Source organism: Burkholderia sp. L-4, assembly GCF_056856535.1.
Window position 1 is genome coordinate 3,537,028 of record NZ_JBXEOX010000001.1, and the last position, 18,404, is coordinate 3,555,431.

The 18,404-nt window shown below is 67.9% G+C and carries 17 protein-coding genes and 1 tRNA gene; 9 read left to right on the forward strand and 9 right to left on the reverse strand.

The genetic code is table 11. The annotated features are described in order from the left end of the window. The first annotated feature begins 71 nt into the window (after positions 1-71). Positions 72-1,085: a D-2-hydroxyacid dehydrogenase family protein gene (locus tag AC1VVG_RS16480; RefSeq protein ID WP_034190219.1), complete on the forward strand. Its 1,014-nt coding sequence runs from the start codon at positions 72-74 to the stop codon at positions 1,083-1,085. A 51-nt stretch (positions 1,086-1,136) separates the two neighbouring features. Here AC1VVG_RS16480 and AC1VVG_RS16485 read toward each other — a convergent pair whose 3' ends face one another. Both AC1VVG_RS16485 and AC1VVG_RS16490 read right to left on the reverse strand, forming a co-directional pair. Continuing rightward, positions 1,137-2,003 (reverse strand): patatin-like phospholipase family protein, encoded by an 867-nt coding sequence (locus AC1VVG_RS16485; protein WP_034190218.1) that lies wholly within the window; start codon positions 2,001-2,003, stop codon positions 1,137-1,139. Positions 2,004-2,011: 8 nt separating this feature from the next. Then, the gene (locus AC1VVG_RS16490) at positions 2,012-2,416 is read right to left on the reverse strand and encodes a PaaI family thioesterase (RefSeq protein ID WP_034201217.1); all 405 of its coding nucleotides are present in this window, start codon (positions 2,414-2,416) and stop codon (positions 2,012-2,014) included. 190 nt (positions 2,417-2,606) lie between these two features. Here AC1VVG_RS16490 and AC1VVG_RS16495 point away from each other — a divergent pair. Both AC1VVG_RS16495 and AC1VVG_RS16500 read left to right on the forward strand, forming a co-directional pair. After that, a tRNA-Lys gene (locus AC1VVG_RS16495) sits at positions 2,607-2,682 on the forward strand. 326 nt (positions 2,683-3,008) lie between these two features. Next, complete coding sequence (locus tag AC1VVG_RS16500; protein ID WP_482835850.1) at positions 3,009-3,914, forward strand: DUF3592 domain-containing protein; 906 nt, start codon at positions 3,009-3,011, stop codon at positions 3,912-3,914. A gap of 36 nt (positions 3,915-3,950) precedes the next feature. Here the strand turns inward: AC1VVG_RS16500 and AC1VVG_RS16505 are convergent, their stop codons facing one another. Continuing rightward, on the reverse strand, positions 3,951-4,565 hold the full coding sequence (locus AC1VVG_RS16505) for a CGNR zinc finger domain-containing protein (protein ID WP_069706576.1): 615 nt from the start codon (positions 4,563-4,565) through the stop codon (positions 3,951-3,953). Positions 4,566-4,646: 81 nt separating this feature from the next. Between AC1VVG_RS16505 and AC1VVG_RS16510 the strand changes: the two genes are divergently transcribed. Beyond that, a complete protein-coding gene (locus AC1VVG_RS16510) occupies positions 4,647-5,462 on the forward strand; it encodes an alpha/beta fold hydrolase (protein ID WP_034190214.1) in 816 nt (271 codons plus the stop codon). A 24-nt stretch (positions 5,463-5,486) separates the two neighbouring features. On the opposite strand, the gene AC1VVG_RS16515 is transcribed toward AC1VVG_RS16510, so the two are convergent. From AC1VVG_RS16515 to phnA, 5 genes are all read right to left on the reverse strand, one after another. Further along, positions 5,487-6,245, reverse strand: coding sequence for an amino acid ABC transporter ATP-binding protein (locus AC1VVG_RS16515; RefSeq protein WP_482835851.1), 759 nt, complete (start codon positions 6,243-6,245; stop codon positions 5,487-5,489). Beyond that, positions 6,242-6,922 (reverse strand): amino acid ABC transporter permease, encoded by a 681-nt coding sequence (locus AC1VVG_RS16520; protein ID WP_034190212.1) that lies wholly within the window; start codon positions 6,920-6,922, stop codon positions 6,242-6,244. Before AC1VVG_RS16520 ends, AC1VVG_RS16515 begins: the two co-directional genes overlap by 4 nt. Before the next feature lie 14 nt (positions 6,923-6,936). Next, on the reverse strand, positions 6,937-7,719 hold the full coding sequence (locus tag AC1VVG_RS16525; RefSeq protein ID WP_049028912.1) for an amino acid ABC transporter substrate-binding protein: 783 nt from the start codon (positions 7,717-7,719) through the stop codon (positions 6,937-6,939). Between the two features lie 180 nt (positions 7,720-7,899). Further along, positions 7,900-9,354 (reverse strand): phosphonoacetaldehyde dehydrogenase, encoded by a 1,455-nt coding sequence (gene phnY / locus AC1VVG_RS16530; protein ID WP_034190339.1) that lies wholly within the window; start codon positions 9,352-9,354, stop codon positions 7,900-7,902. Between the two features lie 29 nt (positions 9,355-9,383). Then, a complete protein-coding gene (gene phnA / locus AC1VVG_RS16535) occupies positions 9,384-10,622 on the reverse strand; it encodes a phosphonoacetate hydrolase (protein ID WP_034190338.1) in 1,239 nt (412 codons plus the stop codon). A gap of 209 nt (positions 10,623-10,831) precedes the next feature. Here phnA and AC1VVG_RS16540 point away from each other — a divergent pair, with 209 nt between their 5' ends. The 5 genes from AC1VVG_RS16540 (at position 10,832) to AC1VVG_RS16560 (ending at position 17,478) form a co-directional block, all read left to right on the forward strand. Then, positions 10,832-11,887: a putative 2-aminoethylphosphonate ABC transporter substrate-binding protein gene (locus AC1VVG_RS16540; RefSeq protein WP_482835852.1), complete on the forward strand. Its 1,056-nt coding sequence runs from the start codon at positions 10,832-10,834 to the stop codon at positions 11,885-11,887. 106 nt (positions 11,888-11,993) lie between these two features. Further along, positions 11,994-13,085 (forward strand): putative 2-aminoethylphosphonate ABC transporter ATP-binding protein, encoded by a 1,092-nt coding sequence (locus AC1VVG_RS16545; protein WP_059561576.1) that lies wholly within the window; start codon positions 11,994-11,996, stop codon positions 13,083-13,085. Then, complete coding sequence (locus AC1VVG_RS16550; protein WP_049031868.1) at positions 13,082-14,809, forward strand: putative 2-aminoethylphosphonate ABC transporter permease subunit; 1,728 nt, start codon at positions 13,082-13,084, stop codon at positions 14,807-14,809. The genes AC1VVG_RS16545 and AC1VVG_RS16550 overlap by 4 nt, the downstream gene beginning before the upstream one ends. 47 nt (positions 14,810-14,856) lie before the next feature. Beyond that, on the forward strand, positions 14,857-15,987 hold the full coding sequence (locus AC1VVG_RS16555) for a 2-aminoethylphosphonate--pyruvate transaminase (RefSeq protein ID WP_124609245.1): 1,131 nt from the start codon (positions 14,857-14,859) through the stop codon (positions 15,985-15,987). Positions 15,988-16,089: 102 nt separating this feature from the next. Then, a complete protein-coding gene (locus AC1VVG_RS16560; protein WP_482835853.1) occupies positions 16,090-17,478 on the forward strand; it encodes an FAD-dependent oxidoreductase in 1,389 nt (462 codons plus the stop codon). Positions 17,479-17,553: 75 nt separating this feature from the next. Here the strand turns inward: AC1VVG_RS16560 and AC1VVG_RS16565 are convergent, their stop codons facing one another. Beyond that, entirely contained in the window at positions 17,554-18,282 is a 729-nt protein-coding gene (locus tag AC1VVG_RS16565; RefSeq protein ID WP_069245725.1) for a phosphonate utilization associated transcriptional regulator, read from the reverse strand. Positions 18,283-18,404 lie beyond the last annotated feature (122 nt).

Consider the following 18,404-nt stretch of genomic DNA (forward strand, 5'->3'; position numbering starts at 1 on the left):
CGGCCGGGCGGGACGGGCGCGCAACGTGCGCCGCCGCCACGGCCGCTTTCAACGCGCGACACCCGTTCACCATGAAAATTGCCATCCTCGACGACTACCAGGACGCCGTCCGCAAGCTGAACTGCTTCGAGATGCTCGCCGGCCACGACGTGAAGGTCTTCAACAATACGGTGCGCGGCCTGGGACAGCTCGCAAGCCGCCTGGCGGAAGTCGAGGCGCTCGTGCTGATTCGTGAACGGACCCCGATTACGTCGCAACTGCTCGCCAAGCTGCCGAACCTGCGCATGATCAGCCAGACCGGCCGCGTGTCGAGCCACATCGATCTGGAAGCCTGTACCGACCGCGGCATCGCGGTGCTCGAAGGCACCGGTTCGCCGATCGCGCCCGCCGAACTGACGTGGGCGCTCGTGATGGCCGCCCAGCGCCGCATTCCGCAATACGTCGCGAACCTGAAGCAGGGCGCCTGGCAGCAGTCGGGCCTGAAGACGTCGGCGCTGCCGCCGAACTTCGGCCTCGGCCAGGTGCTGCGCGGCCAGACGCTCGGGATCTGGGGCTACGGCAAGATCGGCCGGCTCGTCGCCGGCTACGGCAAGGCCTTCGGGATGAACGTGCTGATCTGGGGCCGCGAGCATTCGCTCGAAGCCGCGCGCGCCGACGGCTACACGGCGGCCGAGAGCCGCGAAGCGCTGTTCGAGCAGAGCGACGTGCTGTCGCTGCACCTGCGCCTGCACGACGACACGCGCGGGATCGTGAAGCAGGAAGACCTGATGCGAATGAAGCCGACGTCGCTGCTCGTCAACACGAGCCGCGCCGAGCTGCTGGAGGAAAACGCGCTCGTCAACGCGCTGTCGCACAACCGTCCGGGGATGGTCGCGATCGACGTGTTCGAGAGCGAGCCGATCCTGCAGGGCTACAGCCTGCTGCGGATGGAAAACGTGATCTGCACGCCGCACATCGGCTACGTCGAGCGCGAAAGCTACGAGCTTTACTTCAGCGCGGCGTTCCGCAACATCCTCGCGTTCGACGACGGCGACATGTCGAGCGTCGCCAACCCGGAAGCGCTGACGCCGATCCGCAAGCGCTGATCGCACGGGCTGCGCGCGCGCCGCGCGGCCCCGCTTCTCCCTTCCCGATCGTCAGGCGGCCGCGCGGCCGCCCGTCATCGCGCCGACGCGCGTGAGGAAATGCTCGCCGTCGCGCCGCCCGAGATCGTACGCGTGCCGCATCTGCGACGGACTCGTGTAATCCCAGCTCGAAATCGGTACCTTGCTCGACGGCTGCACGTACAGCCGCCGCTGATCGCCGTGCGCGACCGTGAACATCTGCGGACGCGGGTACAGCCGCGTGACGAGCACCAGCACGTCGCCGGGCGACGGGTCGAGCGCGTCGACGGGCACGTTGTCGACCATCCCGCCGTCGAGCACGGGCCGGCCGCCGCGGCGCAATACCGGCGTGAACGGCGGCGTGCAGGACGACTGCAGGATCAGGTCGGCGAGTTCGTCGACGCGCGTGCAGGCCTGCGCCCGCACGAATTCGGGCCGAAAGCCGAGCGTGCGCCCGAGCGTCGGGTGCAGCGTCTTGCGCACGTATTTCTCGATGTTGTACGCGACGAGCCCGGCGGCGACCGCGCTGCGCGCGCCGAGCCAGCGCGGCACGTGCGACACGCCGATGCGGATCTCCGGCGCGTCGGCCAGCTTCGCGAACGGCTCGCCGTAGATGTCGAGCAACGCCTGGCGATAGATGCGGTAATGCGGAAACACGGGCTCGCGCCCGAACAGGTTGCCCCAGTACGCGTTCTTCCGGTTGTCGCGCAGCGCCTCTTCGTAATAGCGCATCACCCATGCGGCGTCGCGTGTATACAGCATGCACGCGGTCGCGGCGCCGGCCGAGATGCCGGTGATCACGCGCGGGCGCAGGCCGAGCGCCGGCTGCGCGACGTCCCAGAAGCCGGCTTGCCACCAGCAGCGATTGCCGCCGCCCGCAAAAACGATCTGGTCGAACATCGCGCCGCTCAGCTGACGAGGGCGTAGGTCGACGTCGCATGGACGGCCATCTTGCCGTCCTCGTCGAACAGCTCGACTTCACCGAACACGAGGTTGCGGCCCATCCGCAGCACGCGCGCGGTGACAAGCACGTCGCCCTTGCGCACGGGACGCATGAAGTTGGTGTTCAGCGATACCGTCGTCATCGGCCGGAACTCGCCAAGCGCGGACGAGATCGCGACCACCATCGCGGTATCGGCGGCCGCCGTGAACACCTGGCCGCAGATGATGCCGCCCGAATGGCGGAACTCGCCGGAAAACGGCAGGCGCAGCGTGACGCTGTCGTCGCCGATCGACACGGGGACCAGACCCAGCGAGCGGACCCACGGGGCCAGCAGGCGATCCAGCAATTCGCGGACTGCGTTTTCGTCCATCTTCGACTGTCCAGAAAGCGTTGCGCGACCGCCGCGCAACACGTGTGGCGTCATCATACCGGGAGCGCGCAAACTGCGATCGCTCGTTACCGCGCCGCCGCCGGCCGCCGGCGTGACGAAATATTTTCAGGAAATTTGCACAAAGGGCTTGCCATGCCCTGAAAACCCCGGCATAATCTTTCTTCTGTTGGGGGCGTTAGCTCAGTTGGTAGAGCAGCGGACTCTTAATCCGTAGGTCGAGTGTTCGAGTCACTCACGCCCCACCAGGAATTTCAAAGGCCGGTCAGCGCAAGCTGACCGGCCTTTTCCTTTTCCGCCGCCGAATTTCACGGTTGTACACCTTTCTCGGCATGCAACCCGCGCGCCTCTCGCGCAACGTTTCCGCTAGAATCGTCCGACAAATATCACACGACCGGCCCAGGCGTTTGCCTGCCGGCACTGAGAGAACATGGGACGTCATACATGGAAGCATGTGAACGAGACGCGACCATTCAGAGGGCCTGGTTGCGCCGATATCGGCTTGTCCGTCCGGTCGAGCCGCGCACCCGAGCCCGTCCGAATCCGCCGCGCGACGCACGAACCGGATCGGACCATGCCGGGTAAGGACGCGCTCGTCGCGCTGGCACTCGGCGTCGCGCTGCTCGTGCTCGCGGGCGTGCTCGCCGTCACGGCCGGCCGCGCAACCGGCCATTTGATCCGCGCGCCGGGCACGGTCGTGCGCATCGTGCAGGACAGCGACGCGATGCGCGCGTACCGGCCGATCGTCGCGTACCTCGCGAACGACGGCCAGCGCCGCGAAATTGCCGGCAATACCGCCTCGACCGTCCCGGCGTACGACATCGGCGAGAACGTCGACGTGCTGCTCGACCCCGCCCACCCCGACCGCCCCGCCCTGATCGACGATTTCGCGCAACGCTGGTTTCCGATGCTCGTGCCGGCGCTGCTCGCCGTCGCGTCGTTCGCGATCGGCGGCCTGCTGATTGCCGCCGAGCGGCGGCGCCGGCCGGCCGAGCCGCCGCCGACCCGCGCCGCGCTCAAACGGGCGCGGCGCCGCTGGGATGTCGCGATCGTGCTGATTCCGATCGCGATCGGCACGGGCTTTTTCGCCGGCGCCGGCGCGACCGCGCTGCATCAGTGGCAGATCGTGCACCACTACGCGCGCTCGACCGGCCACGTCGTCGAGATCGCGAAAAACGGACGGTCGTCGCGCTCGCGCACGTCGCTCTATTCGGCCATCGTCGCGTTCACGACCGACAGCGGGCGGCTGATCACGTTCGCGCAAGGCTCGGCGTCGTCGCATCCGGGCCTGCACGAGGGCGACACGGTCAACGTGCTGTACGACCCCGTCACCCCCGAACGCGCGATCGTCGACCGCTTCTGGGATCGCTGGGGCCTCACGGCCATCCTGTTCGCGATCGGTGCGCCGTTCCTCGCCGCCGGGCTGTTCATCGCCGCGACGCTGTGGCCCGAACACCGGCCGCGCGAAGCCGCCCAATGACGCACGCACGGCGCGCGCCCCGTCACGCCGTGCGCTTTATCGTTCCCTGAACGCCTCCACCTTCGCGCGGTTCCCGCACGTGCGCATGTCGCACCAGCGGCGCCCGACACCACGGCCGCGATCGACGAAGAACCACGTACACCGGCCGCACTGACGCACACGCGCGAAATCGTCGCTGCGCAGCAACTGCTCGAAGCCGAGCGCGGCCGCATCGATCCAGCGCGACGCGGCGCGCACGTCGGGCCGCCACGCGAAGCGGCCGTCGATCGCATCGAATGCGCTGCGCCCGATCGCTTCGCGGATCGCCACCGCGAGCCGGCCCGCCGCGCGCGCACCGGCGCTGCCGCCCCCATCCGCCGTCAGGTGCGCGATCGCGGCATACGCATCGTCACGAAAGCGGCGCAGCGCCGCCAGTTCGTCAGGCCCGTCCTGCCGCGGATGACGCAGCAGCCGCGCCAGATCGTCCGGCGCCAGCAATCCGGCCTGCTCCGCCCACGCGCGCACGGCCGGCCAGTCGACGAGCTTGTCCTCGTCGCGAGTCTTGCCCGTGTCGGCCACCGTATTGAGGAAATCGAGCGCCGGATGGCCGCCGACGAAATCCGCCGCGCGCCATTCATGCGCGTGTCGCGCCGGCTCGGTTCGAGTAACCATTTATTTTCACCTATCGGTTTCACATCCGGACGATCCGGCGTAACCTGTTAACAACCAAAACAGGTTATCACGGAGAAGCCGATGCTCGAACTCCCGAATCGCTTCAATGTCGACGGCCACCGGATTGCCTGGGGCGCGTTCGGCGAAGGGCCGCCGCTGGTGCTCGTGCACGGCACGCCGTTTTCATCGCAGGTGTGGCGCCGGATCGCGCCGTGGCTCGCGCGGCGTCATCGCGTGTATTGCTACGACCTGCTCGGCTACGGCCAGTCCGACATGCCGGACGCGGATGTGTCGCTCGGCCGCCAGAACGCGCTGTTCGGCGCGATGCTGAATGCGTGGGGCCTTTCGCGGCCACGTGTCCTCGCGCACGACTACGGCGGCGCCACCGTGCTGCGCGCGCACTTTCTCGACGGCATCGCGTACGCGGATCTCACGCTCGTGAATCCGGTCGCGATCGCGCCGCAAGGGTCGCCGTTCGTGCGGCACGTCGCGCAGCACGAAGCCGCGTTCACCGGCTTGCCCGCGTATGCCCATCACGCGCTCCTCACGGCCTATCTCGGCCATGCGGTGGCGCGGCCGCTGAGCGACGACGCGCTGTCGATCTACCGTGCGCCGTGGCTCACGCCGGCCGGCCAGGCCGCGTTCTATCGGCAGATCGCGCAGATGCGCCAGTGCTACATCGAGGAAGCCGAGGCGCGTTACGCGCCGCCGGATTTCCCGGTGCGCATCGTGTGGGGCGAGGACGACGCGTGGATTCCGCTCGAACAGGGGCAGGCGCTTGCCGATCGCATCGCGAACGGCAGGCTGATCAGGGTGCCGCGGGCCGGGCACCTGGTCCAGGAAGATGCGCCGGAGGCCATCGTCGCCGCGGTACTGGACGGGCACGTGACCGGCTGACCACCGCCGGCATCGCGCCGCGCGTCAGAACACCGGCACGCCCTGCGCGAGCGTCGCGACGAACTTCGCGGTGCGTGGGTCGCGCGGCCGGCCGAACAGGTCGCGCGACGCACCGGCCTCGACGATGCGGCCGTCGGCGAGGAACACCGCGTCGTGTGCGATCGACGCGGCCAGGCGCAGGTCGTGCGTGGCCATCAGCATCGTCGTGCCTTCGCGTGCGAGCTGGCGCAGCACCTCGACCACTTCGACGGACAGCTCCGGATCGAGCGCCGACGTCGGCTCGTCGCACAACAGCACCTGCGGAGACGGTGCGAGCGCACGTGCGATCGCGACGCGCTGCTGCTGCCCGCCCGACAACGTGGCCGGCCATGCGTCGGCCTTGTCCGCGATGCCGACCTTGTCGAGCAACGCGAGTGCCCGCTCGCGCGCCCGCTCGCGCGGCCAGCGCTGCACGGTGACGAGCCCCTCCATCACGTTCTGCACGACGCTCAGGTGCGGAAACAGCTGGAAGTTCTGGAACACCATGCCGGTCTGCCGGCGCACCGCGAACACCGCGTCGCGCGACGGCCGCCGCCCCGGCGCGAACGCGATGCGCGCGTCGCCGACCGCGAGCGTGCCCGCTTCCGGCACTTCGAGCAGGTTCACGCAGCGCAGCAGCGTGCTCTTGCCGCTGCCGGACGGCCCGATCAGCGCAGTCACGCTGCCCGGCTGCAATGCGAGGTCGATTCCGCTCAGCACGCGCTGCACGCCGAACGACTTGTCGATGCGTTCGAGACGGATCATCGCAACTCCGCCTGGAACAGCGCGTGGCGGCCGAAGCGGGCTTCGAGGCGACGTTGCAGCGTGGACAGCACCGAGCTGAACAGCAGGTAGATCAGCGCGGCTTCGGTATAGAGAATCAGCGGCTCGTAGGTCACTGCCGCGATCCGCTGCGCAGCCTGGAAAATCTCGGGCACGGTCAGCACGGCCGCGAGCGACGTGTCCTTCACGAGCGAGATGAACGAGTTCGACAGCGCGGGCAGCGCCACGCGCGCGGCCTGCGGCAGGATCGCGCGGCGCAACGCCTGCGCGCGCGTCATCGCCATCGAATAGGCGGCTTCCCACTGCCCCTTCGGCATCGATTCGATCACGCCGCGGATCACCTCGGCGTTGTACGCGCCGACGTTCAGCGAGAAACCGATCACGGCCGCCGTCAACGGATCGAGCACGATGCCAACGTTCGGCAATCCGTAGAAGATCACGAACAGCTGCACGAGCAACGGCGAACCGCGGAACAGCCAGATATAGAAACGCACGACGGCCTGCGCCCAGCGCGGCCCGAACAGCCGCGCGAGCGCCGCGCCGAACGCGAGCAGCAGCCCGATCGCGAACGACGCGAGCGTGAGCGGAACCGTGAACACGAGCCCCGCGTATAGCAGGGGCCGCAGCGATTCCGCCATCAGGTGCAGCCAGGCCGGCATCGTTCAGCCTCGCGTCACGGCTGCGACACGTCGCGGCCGAAGTACTTCTGCGAGATCTTCGCGTAGGTGCCGTCCGCCTTGATGTCGGCCAGTGCCTTGTCGATCGCGGCCACCAGCGCGGGGCTGCCCTTGCGCAGCAGCACGCCGGATGCGTCGCCGGCGCCGGTCTTGTCGGTCGCCGCGATCTTCAGTTTCGCGTCGGGCTTGTGCTTGCGGAAATCGAGGTACGACAGCGAATCGTTGATCGTCGCATCGACGCGCCCCGACGTCAGCAGATCGATCGATTCGTTGAAGCCCTGTACCGGCACCACGTCGGCGCCATGGGCGGCCGCGAGCTTGCCGAAATTGCTCGTCAGCGTGTTCGCGGACTTCTTGCCTTTCAGGTCGTCGAACGAGCGGATCGTCGTGTTGTCCGAGCGCACGATCAGCACCGCGTGCGACGTGATGTACGGGGTCGAGAAATCGTATTTCGCCTTGCGCGCGTCGGTGATCGACACTTCATTGACGACCGCATCGTAGCGGTTCACGTCGAGGCCCGCGATCAGGCCGTCCCACTTGCCTTCGACGAACTGCGGCTTCACGCCGAGGCGCTGCGCGATCGCCGTTGCGATGTCGACGTCGAAACCGGTCAGCTTGCCCGTTTCGTCGTGGTACGTGAACGGCGCATAGGTGCCTTCGGTGCCGACCCGGAACACGCCGGACGACTTGATCTGCGACAGGTCATCGGCGGCCAGCGCGCTGGTGGCCGCGGTGGCCTGCAGCAGCGCGACGATCAGGATGGAGCGGAGAAATTTCATGGTGCGGACCCCGAATGATTAGAGGAAATCATCCCGCCGGCACGCATGCGCCGTTCGAGAGGTCCGCGAATTCTACCGATGCGCCGGAGCGCGACAAACACGCAAATCCGCTAACGATATGAGCCGATCGAATAACGCCCGCACCGGCCGCGCAACCGGCGCGGGCGCCTTACACGCCGCTTACCACGGCAGCGAATAGGTCTTCGTATTCGTGAAGCTCTTCATCGCTTCCTGCACGCCTTCCTTGTATCCGAGCCCCGAATCCTTCACGCCGCCGAACGGCGTCAGTTCGAGCCGGTAACCCGGCACTTCGCGCACGTTCACGCTGCCGACTTCCAGCTCGGTGATGAAGCGCGTGATGTGGTCGAAGCGGTTTGTGCACACCGACGACGACAGCGCATAGTCGGTGCTGTTCGACATCCGGATCGCGTCGTCGATGTCGCGAAAGCGCAGGATCGGCGACACCGGGCCGAACGTCTCGTACTTCACGATCGGCATGTCGGGCGTCACGCGGTCGATCACCGTCGGCGAATACAGCGCGCCGTCGCGCACGTTGCCGACCAGCAGCCGCGCCCCGCGCGCGATCGCGTCGTTCACCTGCTGCTCGCAGAACTTCGCGGCCGCCTCGTCGATCACGGTGCCCATGTCCACCGCCGGATCGGACGGATTGCCGTATGACCAGGCCCGCGTCTTCTCGACGACGAGTTCGGTGAAGCGATCGGCCACCGATTCGTGCACCAGCATCCGCTTGATCGCCGTGCAGCGCTGCCCCGAGTTCTTGTACGAACCCGACACCGCGAGCGTGCTCGCTTCGTCGAGATCGGCGTCTTCCATCACGATGATCGGATCGTTGCCGCCGAGTTCGAGCACGGCGCGCCGGTAGCCCATCCGCGCCGCGATCGACTTGCCGATCGACACGCCGCCCGTGAACGTGATGAGGTCGATCGCCGGGTTCGTGATCAGCTCGTCGGCGATCTCCTTCGGGTCGCCGGTGATCACCTGCAGCATCTGCGGCGGCAAGCCGGCTTCGTACAGGATGTCCGCAAAGAGATAACACGACAGCGGCACCTTTTCCGACGGCTTCACGACGATCCGGTTGTTGGTCGCGATCGACGGCACGATCTTGTGCGCGACCTGGTTCATCGGATGGTTGAACGGCGTGATCGCGGAGATCACGCCGAGCAGCGGGTCGCGCTGCGTGTACACGCGGCGTTTCTTGCCGTGCGGCGTCAGATCGCACGAGAAGATCTGCCCGTCATCCTTCAGCACTTCGCCCGCGCCGAACGTCAGCACGTCGGCCACGCGGCCCGCCTCGTACGTCGAATCCTTGAGGCACAACCCGGCCTCGGCCGTGATCAGCGCCGCGATCTCCGCCGTGCGCGCACGCACGATGTCGGCCGCGCGGCGCAGGATCGCCGCGCGATCGTGGCGCGTGAGCGCCGGCCGGTATGCACGCGCGACCGCGAACGCGCGGCGCACGTCGTCCAGCGTCGCCTTCGGCACGGTGCCGACCAGCGAGCCGTCGTACGGGTTGCGCACGTCGATCACCGCGTCCCGATGAATCCGCTCGCCGTCGATTCGCAGTGCTTCGCGACGAATCCCGCGGACGGCCGTCGATGCTGCAATGGCGTTCATGAGTATGTCCCCTTGCGGATGCAGGTGCATCACTGCAGATGGTTGAGCGCGATGTCGATGATGTCGAAGTTGCGCAGCCGCGCGCGCGCCGTGACGTCGGTCGCGACCGGCTTGCTGAAGATCAGCGGCACGATCTGCTCGGAGATGCCGCCGTGCGAGCGCAGCGGCACGTCGAGGCCCGACAGGTCGTGCTTGATGCGACGCGTGCCGAGCACGACGTCCTGCTTCGAGATCACGATCAGGTCGCCCATGCGCGCGGGCGGCAGCTCGAAGCGCGCGCAGCCTTCGGCGCCCGTCAGCACGACCTCGATGCCGTCGACCGCGGCGAGCCGCGCGCGCAGCGCGTCGGCATCGGCCGTCGCCGGCACGTAGACGGTCGCGAACGAGCCGAGCGCGCCGTGATGAACGACGTACGGATCGGTGATCGGCAGGATCACGCGCGCCGCGTCGTGGCCGAGCCACTCGTCGAACAGCTCCTGCAGGTAGATCACGTTCGGCTCGCCGGTCTCGTCGTCGTGCTTCGCGTTCATCCCGTGGTCGGCCGTGATCGCGACGATCGCACCGAGCGCGTCGAGACGCTGCAGGTACTGGTCCATCATCTCGTAGAACGCGTTCGCGCCGGGCGTGCCGGGCGCGCACTTGTGCTGCACGTAGTCGGTGGTCGACAGGTACATCAGGTCGATCGGGCGCGTCTCGAGCAGGCGCACGCCGGCCGCGAACACGAATTCCGACAGCGCCGCGCTGTACACGCTCGGCACCGGCTTGCCGACCAGCTCGAGCACGTTGTCGATGCCGTTTTCCTCGAGGCTCGCCTCGTCGGCCTTTTCCGACGAGAAGCAGATGCCCTTCAGCCCCTTGCCGAGCAGGCGGCGCAGCTTGTCCTTCGCGGTGACGACCGCGACGCGCGCGCCCTGTTCGGCGAAGGTCGCGAGCACGGTGGGCGCGACCAGGTACTTCGGATCGTTCATCAGCACCTCGGCGCCGGTGTCGCGATCGTAGAAGTAGTTGCCGCTGATCCCGTGAATCGCCGGCGGCACGCCGGTCACGATCGACAGATTGTTCGGGTTCGTGAAGCTCGGCACCACGCATTCGCCCTTGAGCGCCGTGCCCGGCTTCAGCAGCGTGCGCAGGAACGGCGCGACACCGGCCTCGGCGGCTTCCTCCAGATATTCGTATGCGCAGCCATCGACGCAGACCACCACCACGGGCCGGCTCATCCAGTTGTAGCGGCGGCCGTTCACTTCCACGGATACAGGCGTTTCACTCATGACGTTCATTCCTTTCGGTTCGAAGGGGTTGAGCCGTCGGCGCCCGCGCCGCGCCGAAGGGAGGTGTTTTCCATGCTTGACATTAAAATGGATGATTTGTAGATTGTCAACAACATGCAGAGAACAGAAAGCAAAACAACGCAGCAGCAAGAGGGCTGGTCTCCACTCATCCGCCGTGTGCCGCGGCGCCACAGTCAAGGGGTCTGAAGATGAACGAAGTGCCGGTAAACAAGCGTTTGAATGCATGGGCGACGGGCGCGGCCCGCCTCGCGCTGGCCGCGGCGGTCGCGCTCGGCGTCGCGCAGGCGGCGCACGCGAGGACGTCGCTGCTCGTCTACACCGCACTGGAAGACGAGGCGATGAAGCCCTACAAGGACGCGTTCGAGAAAGCGAACCCCGACATCGAGATCCGCTGGGTGCGCGACTCGACCGGCTCGGTCACCGCGAAGCTGCTCGCGGAAAAGAACAACCCGCGCGCGGACGTCGTGCTCGGCCTCGCCGCGTCGAGCCTCACGCTGCTCGACCTGCAGGGCATGCTGATGCCGTACGCGCCGAAGGGCTTCGACCAGCTCACGCGCAAGTACAGCGACGCGAACAACCCGCCGCACTGGGTCGGCATGGACGTGTGGGGCGCGACGATCTGCTACAACCGCGTCGCCGCGCAGGCGAAGAACATCCCGAAACCGACGTCGTGGGAAGACCTGACGAAGCCGGTCTACAAAGGCGCGATCGTGATGCCGAGCCCCGTGTCGTCGGGCACCGGCTACCTCGACGTGACCGCATGGCTGCAGACCTTCGGCGACGACAAAGGCTGGAAATTCATGGACGCGCTCGACAAGAACGTCGCGCAGTACGTCCACTCGGGCTCGAAGCCGTGCACGCTCGCCGGCACCGGCGAATTCCCGATCGGCATCTCGTTCGAGTTCCGCGGCCACGAACTGCAGTCGCAGGGCGCGCCGATCGACCTCGTGTTCCCGAAGGAAGGGCTCGGCTGGGACATGGAAGGCACGGCGATCATGAAAACGACGAAGCAGCCCGAGGCGGCGAAGAAGCTCGCCGACTTCATGGCGAGCAAGGATGCGAACCAGATCACCGCGCGCTGGTGGGCGATCGTCGCGTATCCGGGCGTCGCGCGCAAGCTGGCCGGCATCCCCGACAACTACGCGGACCTGCTCGTGAAGAACGATTTCGTGTGGTCGGCGAAGAACCGCCAGTCGATCCTCGATACGTGGCAGAAGCGCTACGGGGCGAAGGCCCGGCAATAACGCGGCCAGCACGCCGCGACCGGCAGCGGGGCCGCGCAACGCGCCGCCCCGTGCCCCTTCCCCTCGTCGAATCCGGCCCCCGGGCCGCCCCAGCATGGAGGCGCGCATGGCACCTTATCTGAGCGTAGAACGCATCGAGAAGCGGTACAACGACACGCAGGTCCTCACCGACATCAACCTGAGCGTGATGAAGGGCGAGATGATCTGCTTCCTGGGGCCGTCGGGCTGCGGAAAGACCACGCTGCTGCGGATCATCGCGGGGCTCGAGACGCAGAACGCCGGCCAGATCATGCAGGACGGCCGCGACATCTCGCGGCTGCCGCCGCAACTGCGCGACTACGGCATCGTGTTCCAGTCGTACGCGCTGTTCCCGAACCTCACCGTGTACGACAACGTCGCGTACGGGCTCGTGAACCGGAAGATGAAGCGCGACGCGATCCACGCGCGCGTGCACACGCTGCTCGCGCTGGTCGGCCTGCCCGACAGCCATCGCAAGCATCCCGGCCAGCTGTCCGGCGGCCAGCAGCAGCGGATCGCGCTGGCGCGCGCGCTCGCGACGTCCCCGGGCCTGCTGCTGCTCGACGAGCCGCTGTCGGCGCTCGACGCGCGCGTGCGGGTGCGGCTGCGCCAGGAAATCCGCGCGCTGCAGCAACGGCTCGGCGTGACGACGATCATGGTCACGCACGACCAGGAAGAAGCGCTGTCGATGGCCGACCGCATCGTCGTGATGAACCACGGCGTGATCGAGCAGATCGGCACGCCGCTCGAAATCTACCGGCAGCCCGCCTCGCCGTTCGTCGCGGATTTCATCGGCCGGGTCAACACGATTCCCGCCGAAGTCGCGCGGGACGGCACGCTGCGCGCGGGCGCGGTCGGCCTCGACTGCCGTCATGGCACGGCCCGCCCCGCGCCAGGCGCGGCGGTGTCGGTCTACGTGCGGCCGGAAGACCTGCGGATCCGCGTACCGGGCGAGACGGCCGACAACGTGCTGGCCGGCCGCGTCGAGAAGCTCGAATTCCTCGGCGCGTTCTGCCGCGTGAGCTTCCGGATCGACGGGCTCGACGGCCAGGAGATCGTCGCCGACCTGTCGTATCACGACGTCGACCGCACCGGCGTGCAGGCCGGCGCGCGCATCGACCTCGCGCTCGATCGCGAGCATGTCCGCGTGTTCCCGTGCGCGAAGGAGCGACTGCAATGAGCACCGTCCTGACCGAGCGCCGCCGCGGCGCCGCCGCCCCCGCCGACGTGCGGCAGATCACGCACTGGCACGACCGCCTCGCGCAGCTCGCGCTCGTCGCGATGGCCGCGCTGATGTCGCTGTTCCTGCTGCTGCCGCTCGCGCTCGTCGTGCAGAAATGCTTCGTCGACGCGGACGGGCGTTTCGTCGGCGCGCACAACTTCGTCGAATACCTCGAGGACAGCGGCGTGCTGCGCTCGATGCTGCACTCGCTGACGGTCGGCGCGCTCGTCACGATGATCGTCGTGCCGATGGCGTTCACGTTCGCGTATGCGCTGACGCGCTCGTGCATGCCGCTGAAGAACGCCGCGCGCACGATCGCGCTGCTGCCGCTGCTCGCGCCGACGCTGCTGTCGGCCGTGTCGTTCATCTACTGGTTCGGCAACGCGGGGCTGCTGAAGCCGCTGCTGCACGGCCATTCGATCTACGGGCTGCCGGGCATCGTGCTGAGCATGGTGTACGCGTCGTTCCCGCACGTGCTGATGATCCTCGTCACCGCGCTGTCGCTCGCGGACGGCCGGCTCTACGAGGCCGCCGACGCCATGGGCACGCGCCGCATCCGCAAGTTCTTCACGATCACGCTGCCCGGCGCGAAGTACGGGCTGATCAGCGCGACGATGGTCGCGTTCACGATGTGCATCAACGACTTCGGCGTGCCGGTCGTGATCGGCGGCTCGTACAACGTACTGTCGACCGACATCTACAAGCTGATCATCGGGCTGCAGGACTTCAACCGCAGCGCGGTCGTGAGCCTGATGCTGCTGTGCCCGGCACTCGTCGCGTTCGGCGTCGATTTCTTCATCCGCCGCCGCCAGCAGTCGCAGCTCGGCGCACGCTCGACGCCGTACCAGCCGAAACCGTCGCGCGGCTTCGACGCCGCGATGCTCGCGTATTGCGCGCTCGTGTGCGCTTTCTTCATCGCGGTGGTCGGCATCTCGGTGTTCGCGTCGTTCGTGAAGTTCTGGCCGTACCAGATGAGCCTCGGGCTGCAGCACTACCGGATGGGGCTGATCGCGGCCGGCATCTTCGATGCGTACCAGAACAGCCTGCGGATGGCCGCGACCGTGGCGATCGGCGGCACGATCGTCGTGTTCGGCGGCGCCTACCTGATCGAGAAGACGCGCGGCGCGCGCTGGCTGCGCGGCTTCATCAGCCTGTGCGCGATCCTGCCGATGGGCGTGCCGGGGCTCGTGCTCGGCATCAGCTACATCTTTCTGTTCAACGCGCCCGGCAATCCGCTGAACGGGCTGTACGGGTCGCTGTGGCTGCTCGCGATCGTCACGGTCGTCCACTACTACGCGTCGAGCCACCTCACCGCCGTCACCGCACTCCGGCAGATCGACAGCGAGTTCGAGGCCGTGTCCGCATCGCTGAAGGTGCCGTTCTACAAGACCTTCCTGCGCGTGACGGTGCCCGTGTGCCTGCCCGCGATCCTGCTGATCGCGCGCTACCTGTTCGTCAACGGGATGACGACGGTCTCGGCCGTCGCGTTCCTGTACTCGCCGGACACGCAGCCCGCGTCGGTCGCGATCCTGAACCTCGACGACGCGGGCCAGATGGGCCCGGCCGCGGCGATGGCCACGCTCGTGCTCGCGACCTCCTCGTTCGCGTGCGTGCTGTTCGCCTGCATCTCGCACCGCCTGCTGCGCCGCACGCAGGCGTGGCGCAACCCGCATCGCCGTTGATTTCCCGCCGCATTCACGTGACGTCCCGACTTCATCAAGGAGACACCATGACGCTCGCCGCCCAGCCGATCCTGCTCACCCCCGGCCCCCTGACGACCTCCGACACCACGCGCGACGCGATGCTGCGCGACTGGGGTTCGTGGGACAGCGACTTCAACGCGATCACCGCGCGGCTGCGCGAACGCCTGCTGCGGATCGTGCACGGCGCGGGCACGCACGAATGCGTGCCGCTGCAAGGCAGCGGCACGTTCTCGGTCGAAGCGGCCATCGGTACGCTCGTGCCGCGCGACGGCCACGTGCTCGTGCCGAACAACGGCGCGTATTGCCAGCGCATCGCGAAGATCTGCCGCGTGCTCGGCCGCCGGCTGACGACGATCGACTACCGCGAGGATCGCCGCGTCGATCCGGCCGACGTCGAGCGCGCGCTCGCCGCCGATCCGACCATCACGCACGTCGCGCTCGTCCACTGCGAGACCGGCGCCGGCGTGCTGAACCCGCTGCACGAGATCGCGCAGGTCGTCGCGCAGCACGGGCGCGCGCTGATCGTCGATGCGATGAGCTCGTTCGGCGCGATCGACATCGATGCGCGCACGACGCCGTTCGATGCGGTGATCGCGGCGTCCGGCAAATGCCTCGAAGGCGTGCCGGGGCTCGGCTTCGTGATCGCGAAGCGCAGCACGCTCGAACGCTGCGAAGGCAACAGCCATTCGCTCGCGATGGACCTGCACGACCAGTGGGTCTACATGCAGCGCACGACGCAATGGCGCTTCACGCCGCCGACGCACGTGGTCGCGGCACTCGACGCGGCCGTCGCGCAATACGTCGACGAAGGCGGGCTCGCCGCGCGCGGCGGCCGCTACCAGCGCAACACGCGCGCGCTGCTCGACGGGATGCTCGCGCTCGGCTTCCGGCCGTTCCTGGATCCGGCGATCCAGGCGCCGATCATCGTCACGTTCCATGCGCCGGACGACCCGAACTACGACTTCAAGCGGTTTTATCAGGAGGTCAAAAAGCGCGGCTACATTCTGTATCCGGGCAAGCTGACCGAAGTCGAGACGTTCCGCGTCGGCTGTATCGGCCACTTCGGCGAAGCCGGAATTCCAGGCGCCGTCGCCGCGATCGCCGACACGCTGCGCGCGATGGGCGTGCGCCGCGTCTCGGCCGCGGCGGCGGCTTAACGACGCAGCGCGACGCAGCCGGCCGCGTGCGTACGCGCCTGCGGCCGCCCGTTTCCCGGCCGTGCGCGGCACGTGCCTCGACCCTTATTGACGAACCATCCGATGCGACCCTTCTGGATCGAACAAGCGCTGTTCAACGACGGCGATCTCGCCCCCGCGCTGCAAGGCGCGACGCAGGCCGACGTGTGCATCGTCGGCGGCGGCTTCACGGGACTCTGGACCGCGATCCAGGCGAAGCAGCAGAACCCCGCGCTCGACATCGCGATCCTCGAGGCCGACCTGTGCGGCGCCGGCGCGAGCGGACGCAACGGCGGCTGCCTGCTCACGTGGTCCGCGAAATTCCTGACGCTACGGCGCCTGTTCGGCGAAGCCGAGGCAATCCGGCTCGTGAAGGCATCCGAAGCGGCCGTGCAGCACATCGCGGATTTCTGCCGCGCGCACGCCATCGACGCGGAACTGCGGCTCGACGGCACGCTGTACACCGCGACGTCGCGCGCGCAGGTCGGCACGCTCGCGCCGGTGCTCGACGCGCTCGCCGCAGCCGGCATCCACAGCTACGAACCGCTGCCGCCCGCGGAGGTCGCGCGCCGCTCGGGCTCCGCGCGCAACATCGACGGCGTCTACTCGCCGATCGCCGCGACCGTGCATCCCGGCAAGCTCGTGCGCGGGCTGCGCCGCGTCGCGCGCGCGATGGGCATCCGGATCTACGAGCGCACGCCGATGCTCGACTTCACGCCCGGGCAGCCGGCCGTCGTGCGCACGCCGTCCGGCAGCGTCACGGCGGGCACGCTCGTGTTCGCGATCAACGCGTGGATGGCGAGCCGCTTTCCGCAGTTCGAGCGCACGATCGCGGTCGTGTCGAGCGACATGGTGATCACCGAGAAATGCCCGGAACTGCTCGAGAAGACCGGCCTCGTGGACGGCGTGTCGGTGCTCGATTCGCGGATCTTCGTCTACTACTACCGCACGACGGCCGACGGGCGGCTGATGCTCGGCAAGGGCGGCAACACATTCTCGTGGCGCAGCCGCATCGCGCCGGTGTTCGACCGGCGCTCGCCGTACGAGGCGCAACTCACGCACAGCCTGCGCGAATTCTTCCCGTCGCTCGCCGGCGTGCCGGTCACCGCGAGCTGGAACGGCCCGTCGGATCGTTCGGTCACGGGCTTCCCGTTCTTCGGCCGCCTCGACGACGCGCCGAACGTGTTCTACGGCTTCGGCTATTCGGGCAACGGCGTCGGGCCGACCTACATGGGCGGGCAGATCCTGTCGTCGCTCGTGCTCGGCCTCGACAACGCATGGACGCGCAGTCCGATCGCGCGCGGCCCGCTCGGCCATTTCCCGCCGGAGCCGATCCGTTACGTCGGCGCGCACGTCGTGCGCAACGCGATCCGTCGCAAGGAGCGTGCGGAGGACGAAAGCCGGCAGCCATCGGCTGTCGATACGTGGCTCGCGAAGTTTGCGAGCGCGGCCGGCAAGGCCGACAAGGCGTGACGACGCAACGAAAAAGGGACGCTGCGCAGCGTCCCTTTGTGTGTGTGCGGCAGCCCGCGCGAGCGCCGCCGACGCTCATGCGCGCGCGGTTTTATCCCGCGCCGCCTTGCCCGCGGCCGGCAGCCCCTGCTCGTGCGTCCGGCGCATCCGCGCGAGGCCGTGCGCGACGTGCTCGCGCACGAGCGCGACGGCCTGCTCGGCGTCGCCGGCCGCGAGCGCCTGCACGATCTTGTCGTGCTCGGCCGCGGACACGGCGATCGCATCCTCCTCGGCCTCGATCGCGGCTTGGCGCAGCAGGCCGAGCTGGCGCACCAGCCGGCGGTAGGTGTCGGTGAGGTGCGTATTGCCGACGCCGACCACCATCGCATCGTGGAACTGCACGTTCAGCTCGGTATAGCGCGTGACGTCGTGCGTCTTCGCGGCGTCCTTCATCGACTGGATGATGCCCTTCAGCACCTTCAGCGTGTCGGGCGAGATGCGCGTCGCGAGCGCGCGCGCGACCGACTCGTCGAGCATCGCGCGCACTTCGTAGATCTCCTCGGCCTCGCGCAGCGGCACGACGCGCACCGTCACGCCGCGGTTCTTCTCGTTGCGCAGCAGGCCGGCCTGCTCCAGCGCACGAAACGCTTCGCGCACGGGGCCGCGCGACACGTTCAGCCTGGTCGCGATGTCGACTTCGTTGAGCTTTTCGCCGGGCGCGTATTCGCCGGAAACGATCGCGCGCTCGAGCATGTCCTGGACGATCATCGCGAGCGACTGGCTTTGCAGGAGTTCGATGGCGCTGAGCGCGTTCGGGGAAGTCATGGTCGGACAGGCAGCGGAGCTGCGGGTGAAAACGAGGGCGCCCTATCGGCGAATGATCCTTGTATACCCTCGGTCCGACACATTGTCAACAGTTTTCAGTTTCCAAAATCCATGCCGCCTGC